Source organism: Trichococcus sp. K1Tr, from assembly GCF_028309625.1.
Taxonomy (GTDB): Bacteria; Bacillota; Bacilli; order Lactobacillales; family Aerococcaceae; genus Trichococcus.
In genome coordinates this window covers 718477-729038 of sequence record NZ_JAQMHR010000001.1, presented here as the reverse complement: position 1 = coordinate 729038, position 10562 = coordinate 718477, and the positions used below count along the sequence as shown (strand labels likewise).

Sequence of the window (10562 nt, the reverse complement as noted above, 5' to 3'; positions counted from 1 at the left end):
TTTCCATGAGTAAGATGGAAAATTGCATTCTTCATATCATGCCGGCGTGGCGGAATTGGCAGACGCGCTGGACTCAAAATCCAGTGCCCGCAAGGGCGTGCCGGTTCGACCCCGGCCGCCGGTATCAGACAAATAAGCCTGCAACGATGAAATCATCGTCGCAGGCTTATTTTTTTTGCATAGCGAATCGTAGTTTGGGTTATAATATAACCAGTGAATTTATATGCGAAAGTGGGTAGGGTGATGGATATCGTTATCAGAAAACATAGCGAAAATGATTTGGGGGAAATGACCAAAATTTGGAATCATATCGTTATGGAAGGTCAGTATTTTCCTCAAGAAAACGGCTTATCATTGGAGGAAGGGGCAGCCTTTTTCGCGGAGCAGTCTTTTACCGGCGTTGCAGAAGAAGATGGCGCAATAGTTGGTTTGTATATTCTTCATCCCAACAACATCGGACGTTGCGGCCACATCGCGAATGCCTCTTACGCTGTTAAAGCTGATCAGAGAGAGAAGCGTATTGGCGAGAAACTTGTGGTGCATTCGCTGGAGATGGCTAAAGCGGCTGGGTTCCGCATCATGCAGTTCAATGCTGTTGTTGCCAACAATAAGGGTGCGATCAGCCTTTATAAAAAGCTGGGCTTCAAAGAGTTGGGGACCATTCCGGGTGGCTTTAAAATGGATGACGGTACCTTTGTGGATATCATTCCGTTTTATTTGGAGCTAGTATGATGCGCAGTTGAATAGTTGAATTTTATTTTATGCGAGAAGGGGTGATTGCGTTATGAATATATCTGAAGCAGCAAAAATTACAGGGCTCACAGCCGCAACGCTGCGTTATTATGAAAGCGAGGGCTTGATCCCTCCGGTTACCCGGAAAAACGGCGGTGTCCGGGATTATCAGCAAGATGATCTTGGTTGGATCGATTTCATCAAATGCATGCGCAGCGCGGGGATGTCGGTCGAGTCGCTGATCGAGTATACGACCTTGTTCAGAAATGGGGAGCAGTCCGATGAAGCGCGCAAAAATATTTTGATCAGGGAAAGAGATCAACTGATTGCCAAACAGAAGGAAATCAGTGAAACAATCGAGAGGCTGAACGGGAAAATCATAGGCTTCGAAGGCAAACTGCGGGATTCGGAGGAGGGCTTGATCCATTGAAGGCGCCTCAGCTCTGGCTATAGTCCGGTAACCGAGTGGAATCATATCCAAAAAAGCGGAAAACCATCCAAGCGGACGTTGCACCTTAACGTCTGCTTGGATGGTTTTGTTGTTTCGTCAGATAATGATCAGTCTATGCCAATGTATCCAGGATGTCCCTTACGATCAGGTTAGGCGTCAGGTGGAATTCTTCATAAAGCGCCTCAAGTGGAACATTGTCCGTGAATGCTTTCTTCGCGCCAAAGTTCAAAACTTTGACAGCTGAGGCTCCATAGAAGGCAGCGATCTGCTCACCGAAGCCACCGGCCAGTGAACCATCTTCGAGCGTCACAATCAGGTCATGGGTTGCTTCCAGTTCCTTCAGTGTAACTGCATCTACCTCGCTGATGGAGCGCGGATTGATCAGGGTGACGTCCTCGCCGGTCTCAGCTTTCATATGATCTGCGACTTGTTCACCGAGGGAAAGGAAAGAACCCAATGCCAGGACAGCCACTCGGTTGCCTTTGCGGAGAATCTCATAGGTTGGCGATTGGAAGTCGGCCAATGTATTCTCTCTGGATACGACCGGTCCGTTCGGCAATCGGATGGCAATCGGTCCTTTTTCCTGTTGCAGAGCCCATTCGAGCATCGCCAGCAGTTCTTCCTTGCTGGTCGGCGCAAGATAATTGAAATTAGGGATACTTTTTATCAATGGGATATCGAAAAGCCCTAGATGCGTCACTGCGCCGCTGGAGATGCTTCCACCACTTATGATCAGGACTGCCGGTAATTCGTTGATGCCCAGATCATGAGACAATTGGTCATAGGCTCGCTGCAGGAAGGTGCTCGAGTGGAAGACAACCGGTTTGACGCCTTGGGAAGCCAGTCCGGCCGCGAATGTGATCGAGTGGCCTTCGGCAATGCCGACATCGAAATAATGCTCCGGATGAGCGGCTTTGAATGCATTCAGCCCGAACATTCCCGGAATGGCCGCATTGATGGCAGCCAGCTTCATTTCATCATCATCAACCTTTTTAATCAGATAATCCATGATGATTGAATTGTACGATTCCCCGGCAGACTTTCTCAAGCTTTCGCCTGTTTCCAGGTTGAAAGGTGAACGCCAATGGTAGTTCGTTTTTTCCTGAGTGGCTTTTTCGTAACCGTGGCCTTTTTCGGTGTGGACATGGAGCACAAGTGGATGGCCAAAGTCCTTAATTTCGCTGAAGGTTTCGATCATTTTCGCCAAATCGTTTCCTTCCTCGACGTAGCGGTATTCGAAGCCCAGTGCTTTGAATGGATTGTTGGCGGCTTCTCCAGTTGTCGCACGTAGCTCAGCCAAGGAACGGTAGAGGCCGCCGAAATTCTCATCGATGGACATTTCATTGTCATTGATGATGATGATAAGATTGGATCCTAATTCTGCAGCGTTGTTCAAACCTTCGAAGGCCAGCCCACCGCTCAGGGAACCGTCCCCAATCAAGGCAACGACATTTCCTGTTTCCTTCTTCAGATCCCTTGCTTTAGCCATGCCGACAGCGAGGCTGATGGATGTGGAAGTATGCCCTACCGTGAAGAAGTCGTGTTCGCTTTCGTGCTGGGAAGTGTAGCCTGTGATGGAATGGAAGTTATCTTTGTCGACGAAGCCGTGTTTGCGTCCGGTAAGAATTTTGTGAGGGTAGGACTGATGGGAAACATCCCAGACAATCTTATCCTTTGGCGAATCGAAAACATGATGAAAAGCGATCGTCAATTCGGCGACGCCCAGATTCGGACCGACGTGGCCGCTGACCTGGCTGACTTTGTTCAATATAAGAGACCTGATTTCTCCAGCCAATTGTTCCATCTCAACGAGATTCAGTGTCTTCACGTCTGCGGGACTGTTCACTTTGTCGATGATTGTTGTTTGTAGTGTATGCAAATCAAAATCGCTCCTTTTGGTTGTATGTGCAGTACTCAAGAATGGTCCTGCTCGTAGTATTCTATTTTCTTGTTCAGTTTTTCCAGGGTTTTTCCTAGTTCGTTGTAACGTTCTTCCATTTTTTTCTGTTCTTCTATCAGGATGTCCTTCCTGGCAATGACGGTATCCTTTCCCTGATCGAACAAAGCGGTGTATTCGATCAAGGATTCGATCGACAAACCGGCATTGCGCATGCACTTGATGAAATCGATCCAACCAAGATCGGATTCTTTATATAACCGGACGCCAGCGTTGCCCCTGGTCACGGGCGGGATCAAGCCGATCCGTTCGTAATAGCGCAAGGTTACCGCTGTCAGTCCTGATTTTTCTGCTGCTTCTGAAATATTCATGCTTTTCACCTCCATGTCGGTAAATGTTTTGATGGATTCAGCTTACACCTTAAAGTGAAGGTTAAGTCAACAAAAACTTTTTAAATGGATAAAATGCAAATTGGCCTCAACTCCGGTCAGAGGGCGCTCCCCGGAGTACGAGGGTAACTTTCAGAAGTATCTCCGACGAAGGTCTCCTCATCGGAGATGGCAACTCAGAATATGGGCTGAACTTCGGCGAAGCCACTGTTCACCGGAGCAGGTGAAACAGCAGTGTCAATGGTGCTGTACGCACCCAGAAAAGAAAAAATAAAACACGCACATCCTATTGAGGTTGTGCGTGTTTTGACATTCATTGAGTCTTATTTAAGCAGTTTGGGTTTCCAGAGCATCCGATTGTTCGTCGTCCTCAAAGTCTTCCTGCTGCAATGTTTTTCGTTTGACCGTGTAGAAGAGGATAATCAACAGGTTGAAGACAATCAGGATCGCCAACAGGATGAAAAGATCCGTGGAGATGCTGCCGCCGATGCCGAATAGCTGGCGGTAGGCATCGATCGAATACGTCATCGGTAGGTAGGGATGGATCGCTTCGAAGAAGCGGTTGGACAACTGAATCGGATAAGTGCCGCCGGATCCCGACAACTGCAGGATTAGGAAAATCAGCATCAGGAAGGAGCCGACTTTATCAAACAGCAAATTGAAAAGCATGACCATCGACACCGATACGAGCGCAGTCAAAATGGTGACCAAAAGCATTTTTCCGATCGAGGACGGGGCCAATCCGTTCACCTTCACCAGCAGCACGACCATGATCAGGGCTTGGCAAACGCCAACTGCTGCAAGCACAGAGATTTTGCTGGCCCACCAACTGATGCCGTTTTTTGGATATTTTCGTGGGGAAAAGCTGTCGTACATCAGGTTCAGGCTGATTGCGCCTACGAAGAGGGCGACCGACATCATATAGGGAGCCATGCCGGTGCCGTTGTTGACGACCGGCGCCGTTTCGATCTGATTCGCGATGACCGGTTCAGCCATCATCGCGTAGGTGTTCTCATTTGCATCGACTTCGTTCAGAGCGGTGCTCCCGTCCAGCAGTTTTGCACCCAGTTCATCTGTGCCGCTGAGTAAAGTGATTAGGCCGGCATTCAGTTGTGCTGAACCATCCGCCAATTGACCGGAGCCGTCACTGATTTTTTCAGCGCCGTCAGCAAGCTGGTTAGCTCCATCGGTCAGCAGGCTGCCGTTTTCGACTAGCTGTATAGTTCCGTCGGCCAGTGACTGTGTTCCATTCTGGAGTTCCTTTGCGCCTGACGCAAGGATTCCGGTCTGTTCATTCAGAATTTGCAGACCGGCACTTACTTGTGCATTACCTTCCGTCAGGCTTTGACCACCCGCCGCCAATTGCTCGGAACCGGCTGTGAGTTGGGACAGTCCATCAGCCAGTTTTTGGGACCCGTTTTGTGCGGTTCCGATGGCGGTCTGCAATGATTTGGCACCGGATAAGAGCGTTTGACTGGATTGGCCGATTTGGCCAAAGCCCGATACAAGCGTCGTTGCTCCACCGTAGACATTTGCGTAGCCGGCAGAAAGGCTACTGACGCTGGTCTGGAGTGCAGCAACTTGCTGCTCGATGGCAGCGGTATCGATGCCGCTCAATCCGGACAGGGCGGTGAGGCCGTTTGCGATTGTTTGGATTGAACCAGCTTGTTGGTTTGCGATGGCCTCCAGTTGTACAGAGACAGCTTGGCTAATGGCGACTTCCTGTTCAGGGGTCAATTCGGTGCCGCTTTGTGCGATGGCCTCCATGATGGCTGTGGTATTGCTGTCGGGATCCGCAGCGGCCGTGATAGTATTGAGTTCGGTTTGGAACGACGCTATCGTTGTGGATAAGCCGTCCAATTGGGATAGGGCGGTCGCCAAATCCGATGAAAGACTGGATTGCTGCAGTTGACTGTCGAGTGTTTCGAGTCCGTTTTTCATTTGGTCGAGTCCACTCTGCAATGCAGTCAGTTTTGCTTGTTGTTCGGCACTGGTGAGACTCGTGTTAAGTGCAGCTAAGCCTGCAGTCAACGATGCGCTGCCCTCCGACAGTTGGCCCATGCCGTCGTTCAGGGTTGCCATCCCTGTTGAAAGCATGAGGCTGTTCGTCGTCAAACTGGAAAGCCCGTTGCTTAACGATGTGCTGCCAGTTGCCGTTGCAGCCGCGCCATCGTTTAATTGGCTTACGCCTGTTTGCAATGCCGGCATAACGGCTGTCAGCTTGGCTGCACCATCGTTCAATGCATTGGCGCCGACATCCAGCTGGCCGACTCCGTTCAGATACGTTTGCAGGCCGACTGACAGCGCATCGGCACCGTCACGGAAGCTGAGTGTGCTGTCCGCAAGCGTTTCGAGGTTTTGGGTCAAGCTTTCATTGCCTGCCTTAATCTGGACAGTGCCGTCGCTGAGCTGCGTGCTTCCGTCAACCGCTTCCGTCATTCCATCCGCGACAGTCTGCAGTTGGTCAAAGACGGTTTCTGCGTAGATGGCGGTCACCTCATCAGAGATGGAGTCCTTGATTTCGTTTGCGGCAGAAGCGGTCAGCTTGGAGGCTATATAGCTTCTGCCTGCGCTGGTCCGGTAAGTCAATTCCATCTGCTGGGGTGTTTCATCCAACAAGGTGATCGCATTTTCCGAGAAATCCTCCGGGATGGTTAACGCCATATAGTAGCTGCCATCTGCCAATCCGGCTTCCGCTTCTTCCTGCGAGATGAAATCGAAGTCCAAAGCCTCGGATTCCTCTAAGCCGACGACAAGCGAGTCGCCGACAGCCAATGTTTCTTCATTATAATTTACGGCCTTATCCTGATTCACGACAGCAACCGGAAGTTCGGCCAGTTTACCGTAAGGATCCCACATGGAGCTAAGGAACAACACGGTGTAAAGGGAAGGGATCAAGCTGATCCCGAACAGGATGATCATCATTTTTTTCGTTTTGAAAATTGACTTCCATTCTTGCTTCAACAAGGTAGTGCACTTCCTTCATTTAAATTTCTGCAGACAGGACGATGGATTCCCAATCTACGGTTCCGACCCTTTCAGAGCCTTCAACCAAGAGCGAATCGAGTGTGTATTTCTGCAAGCGGGCTTTGAATTGCTGCTCTGCATCGAAGAATACTGCGAGGACTTCCTTTTTTTTGTCCTTGATTTTTTCTGCACGCAGGAAAACCTTTTCGGCCAGATTGGTCGGCCGGACAAAGCTGTGTGTTCCTTCGATCGCTTCATAGATGTGCAGCATCGTGATTTCTTCTGGAGTCAGGCTTAATTTGAATCCGCCGTCCTTGCCGGCTTCGGAATCGACCAATCCAGAAACGACAAGGGAACGCATTACTTTCTTCAGATAGGAATCGGAGACGGACAAACGCTTGCTAAGGATAGTGCTTTTGATCGGACGCTGATCGATTTGGGTCGCCAACATGATCAGAATGCAGATGGCTTGCTCCACGCCACTTTTCATTTTCATCATTTTCGCCTTCTTTCGTAGATATGATTTATCCATGGATGTATTTTATCGCTTAATATCCGATTGTTCAAGTGAAGTTTGAGATTTTGAGGCAAAAAAATAGACCGAGCAAGCCAAAGAAGCGGTTTGCTCGGTATATTCTTTAAGTATCAGAAAATTTCAATTTTACGTTTTGAAAGTACGGTTGGTTCTTTTTTCGGAAGCACCAAATTCAAGACGCCCTCCGTCAGAGTAGCTGTAATATCTTCTTCGTTGATGCCTTTCAAATAAATTTCCCTGTGGACGGAACCCGAAGAACGTTCTTGGCGGATGATTTGTCCTTTATCGTCTTTTTCGACTTTTTCCGATTTGCGGACGGCTGAAATGGAGAGAATGTCGTTGTCATAATCCACAGTGATATCCTCTTTGCTGTAGCCCGGCAGATCGGCTGTCACTTGATAGTTGTCCTCGGTTTCATGAACGTCCAATTTTATTTCCTGAAAAAAACGATTTTGGAACATCGATCCGGTATCCGACAGCAGGTCGAAGAAACTGTTGCTTTTGCGTAATTCGTTTGACATTTGAAAAATCTCCTTTCTTTTAAGTGAAGCTTTTGTTCACCCTCAGTATATACCTACTGCTACCAGAATTCCATAAAAATGAAGCCGGTTCCAAAACGCGATGACGAAAGCGATAGCTGATTCCAAACGGGTTGTATGGTAAACTGTTAGAGGAGTTTTAGTCAGGGAATGCCTCGCACCGGGTAGTCGGAAGAGGCAGAGAAAGGAACGTTAATTATGAAAAAAATCGAGGCGGGCAGTCTCTATCTGAAACAGCATCGGAATCTCTTCCAGTGTCCTATCTGCAAAGGAAAATTTGAGACGGTGGATGGGTATAGCGTCGTCTGCGCAAATGGACATCATTTTGATGTATCAAAAAAGGGAACACTGCATCTGTTGATGAAGGGCGGCCAGAATGAATACGGCAAAGAGATGCTGTCGAGCCGGAAAAATTTGGCGGACACCGGCTTTTTCCACCCGTTGCTGGATGCCGTTTATGCCCATATCGACAAGCCGGAAGAGGCGACTGTTCTGGATGTCGGTTGCGGCGAAGGATCCCATCTGCATTATTTGACCGAAAAGGGTTTAAAGGGAACAAAAATCGGCTTTGATATTTCGAAGGATGCTATCCAGTTGGCGGCCAGCAACTTTTTCCCGGATGCCTTCTGGTGTGTGGCCGATCTGGCGCATTCACCTTTTTCCGAGAGTGCCTTTGATGTCATCTTGAACATTTTTTCACCATCGCAGTATCAGGAATTCGACCGTGTTTTGAAACCAGGCGGTAAGGTCATCAAAGTTGTGCCGAATGCACAGTATTTGATCGAGTTGCGGGAGCAGTTGTATGCCTTGGATACGACAAAAAGAGAGTACGACAATCAACAAGTGGTGGACCGATTCTACGATATTTATCCGGATGCTGTCAGTGAAGAAGTCATCTATACCGTGGATCTTGATGCCAAAAGCTATGGCTGGCTGATGGAGATGACGCCTTTGTCGTGGGGCGCATCTGACGAATCGCTAGCAAATGCGGCGGCAAATCCGTTGAAGTCTGTCACAGTGGCAGTCACGCTTTTGGTCGCCAGCAAAGCGGTCTGATTTTCGCATAACTGAAAGCTAGGCAAAGTTTCTGAAAAATGTTGACACAGCGGTGTGATATGCTATAATACGTATATCATTTTGTAGCCATTATTATCGTTTTGTTCCACAAAATGACCTTGACCAACGTATCGCATTCGCCGTGCCTGACACCGAAACGATACGTTTTTTTGTGCGTATTTTCGCAATCTTTTTCGGAGGTCGATAAAGGCACCGAACGGTACACAAAATACTGACTGTCAGGAGCAGGGGAAAATGGATTTTGCCGCATTGAAGGCTGAAATAATAGAAGAAAGCAAAAAACTGGGTATCGACAAACTGGGATTTACAACTGCCGAACCTTTTGAATATATGTTGGAAAGTTTGAAGGAGCAGCATGCGAAGGGCCATACGGTCGGCTTTGAGCATCAGGTCCTGGACGAACGGATTTATCCGGACCGGATATTCGACAATCCGCAATCGATCCTTTCGATTGCGCTGGCCTACCCGAGCAAAATGACCGAAAAGGCTGAGCGGGTGCGTGGGGAACGCCGCGGTAATTTCTCGCGCGCTTCCTGGGGGACCGACTACCATGTCATTCTCCGCGAAAGGATGGACCGCTTGATCGCCTTCATCCAGGAAAAAATTCCGGGTGCCCGCTTCAAACCGATGGTGGACACGGGCGAGCTGATCGATACCGTGGTGGCGCAACGGGCCGGATTGGGCTTCATCGGCCGCAACGGCCTGTTGATCACGCGGGAATTCGGTTCCTACGTCTACTTGGGGGAAATCATCACCGATATCCCTTTCCCTGCGGATGAACCGGGTGTCTTCGGTTGCGGGGAATGCACGCGCTGTGTGGACTTCTGTCCGACCGGGGCGATCCTCGGCAACGGCCAATTGAACCCGAAAATCTGTCTTTCCTACCAGACGCAGACAAAAGGGTATATGCCGGAAGAGTACCGCCAAAAAATAGGCCACGTCATTTACGGATGTGACATTTGCCAGCAAGTCTGCCCATATAATCGGGGCATGGATCATCACCTGCATCCGGAAATGGAGCCGGAACCGGAAAGCGTCACGCCTGTGCTGCAGCCGATGCTGACGATCTCTAATCGGGAATTCAAGGAGCAATTCGGACATTTGGCTGGTTCGTGGCGCGGCAAGAAACCGCTGCAACGCAACGCGGTCATTGCTTTGGCGAATTATCGCGATCGGACGGCTATTCCGGAGCTGCTGCGGATGATTGAGCAGGATCCCCGGCCGGTGCTGCGCGGGACGGCTGCTTGGGCCATCGCGGAGATCGTGCGCGAATCCAATCCGGAATTGTTGGCATTTTTCTCCGAACGGCTTATAATCGAAACGGACGAAGAAACCAAAGCCGAAATGGAGAAGGCTTATCTGAAAATACTTGATATCAAGGAAACAGATTAATCTAACAGAATAAAGGAGTCTCATTTATGACCAACCATATCGTACTATTTGAACCGCAGATCCCTGCGAATACAGGCAATATCGCGCGCACTTGCGCTGCAACCAATACAACTTTGCATCTGATCGAACCGTTGGGCTTTTCAACCGATGATAAGCAGCTGAAACGCGCCGGGCTCGACTATTGGCATGACGTGAACATCATCCATCATGCGGATCTGCCGGCATTCCTCGAATTTTTGGGCGATCGCCAGCTGTATCTGATCACAAAGTTCGCCGACCGCATCTACAGCGAAGCCGACTTCACGAAGGATGAGGACGTATTCTTCATCTTCGGCAAAGAGACGACCGGCCTGCCCGAATCTTTCATGCAGGAAAATGCTGAAAAATGTCTGCGCATTCCGATGAACGATGAGCATGTGCGTTCCCTGAACCTTTCGAACACAGCCTGCATGATCGTTTATGAAGCGCTGCGCCAACAAGGTTTCCCCAATCTGGAACTGACCCATACTTATGAGAACGACAAGTTGAAGGGTTGAACGAACCCGTTCCGCTTTTAAACTGTTCGGCCGAAGCAAAAAAGCTT

General features: G+C 49.2%; 10 protein-coding genes and 1 tRNA gene. 6 read left to right on the top strand and 5 right to left on the bottom strand.

From position 1 onward, the window contains the following. Nucleotides 1-40 precede the first annotated feature (40 nt). The 3 genes from PH235_RS03385 to PH235_RS03375 all read left to right on the top strand — a co-directional run bounded on the left by PH235_RS03385 (nt 41) and on the right by PH235_RS03375 (nt 1162). Nucleotides 41-124: transfer RNA gene (locus PH235_RS03385), tRNA-Leu, on the top strand. A 119-nt stretch (nt 125-243) separates the two neighbouring features. Continuing rightward, the gene (locus PH235_RS03380) at nt 244-732 is read left to right on the top strand and encodes a GNAT family N-acetyltransferase (RefSeq protein ID WP_272161021.1); all 489 of its coding nucleotides are present in this window, start codon (nt 244-246) and stop codon (nt 730-732) included. Nucleotides 733-784: 52 nt separating this feature from the next. Further along, on the top strand, nt 785-1162 hold the full coding sequence (locus PH235_RS03375) for a MerR family transcriptional regulator (RefSeq protein ID WP_272161020.1): 378 nt from the start codon (nt 785-787) through the stop codon (nt 1160-1162). Between the two features lie 133 nt (nt 1163-1295). Here PH235_RS03375 and PH235_RS03370 read toward each other — a convergent pair whose 3' ends face one another. The 5 genes from PH235_RS03370 to PH235_RS03350 all read right to left on the bottom strand — a co-directional run bounded on the left by PH235_RS03370 (nt 1296) and on the right by PH235_RS03350 (nt 7492). Beyond that, nucleotides 1296-3062 (bottom strand): 1-deoxy-D-xylulose-5-phosphate synthase, encoded by a 1767-nt coding sequence (locus PH235_RS03370; RefSeq protein ID WP_272161019.1) that lies wholly within the window; start codon nt 3060-3062, stop codon nt 1296-1298. A gap of 35 nt (nt 3063-3097) precedes the next feature. Further along, a complete protein-coding gene (locus PH235_RS03365) occupies nt 3098-3451 on the bottom strand; it encodes a MerR family transcriptional regulator (RefSeq protein WP_272161018.1) in 354 nt (117 codons plus the stop codon). A 345-nt stretch (nt 3452-3796) separates the two neighbouring features. Next, nucleotides 3797-6436, bottom strand: coding sequence for a YhgE/Pip domain-containing protein (locus tag PH235_RS03360; protein ID WP_272161017.1), 2640 nt, complete (start codon nt 6434-6436; stop codon nt 3797-3799). Nucleotides 6437-6455: 19 nt separating this feature from the next. Next, nucleotides 6456-6935 carry an RrF2 family transcriptional regulator gene (locus tag PH235_RS03355; RefSeq protein ID WP_334223628.1) on the bottom strand — a complete coding sequence of 160 codons (480 nt, stop codon included), beginning with the start codon at nt 6933-6935 and terminating at the stop codon, nt 6456-6458. A gap of 146 nt (nt 6936-7081) precedes the next feature. Continuing rightward, the gene (locus PH235_RS03350; protein WP_272161016.1) at nt 7082-7492 is read right to left on the bottom strand and encodes an Hsp20/alpha crystallin family protein; all 411 of its coding nucleotides are present in this window, start codon (nt 7490-7492) and stop codon (nt 7082-7084) included. Nucleotides 7493-7708: 216 nt separating this feature from the next. On the opposite strand from PH235_RS03350, the gene PH235_RS03345 reads away from it, so the two are divergent. The 3 genes from PH235_RS03345 (at nt 7709) to trmL (ending at nt 10515) form a co-directional block, all read left to right on the top strand. Continuing rightward, complete coding sequence (locus PH235_RS03345) at nt 7709-8566, top strand: methyltransferase domain-containing protein (protein ID WP_272161015.1); 858 nt, start codon at nt 7709-7711, stop codon at nt 8564-8566. Between the two features lie 255 nt (nt 8567-8821). After that, nucleotides 8822-9979, top strand: coding sequence for a tRNA epoxyqueuosine(34) reductase QueG (queG, locus tag PH235_RS03340; RefSeq protein ID WP_272161014.1), 1158 nt, complete (start codon nt 8822-8824; stop codon nt 9977-9979). 26 nt (nt 9980-10005) lie between these two features. Next, nucleotides 10006-10515, top strand: a complete 510-nt coding sequence (gene trmL / locus PH235_RS03335) for a tRNA (uridine(34)/cytosine(34)/5-carboxymethylaminomethyluridine(34)-2'-O)-methyltransferase TrmL (RefSeq protein ID WP_272161013.1) — start codon at nt 10006-10008, stop codon at nt 10513-10515. The last annotated feature ends 47 nt before the right edge of the window (nt 10516-10562 follow it).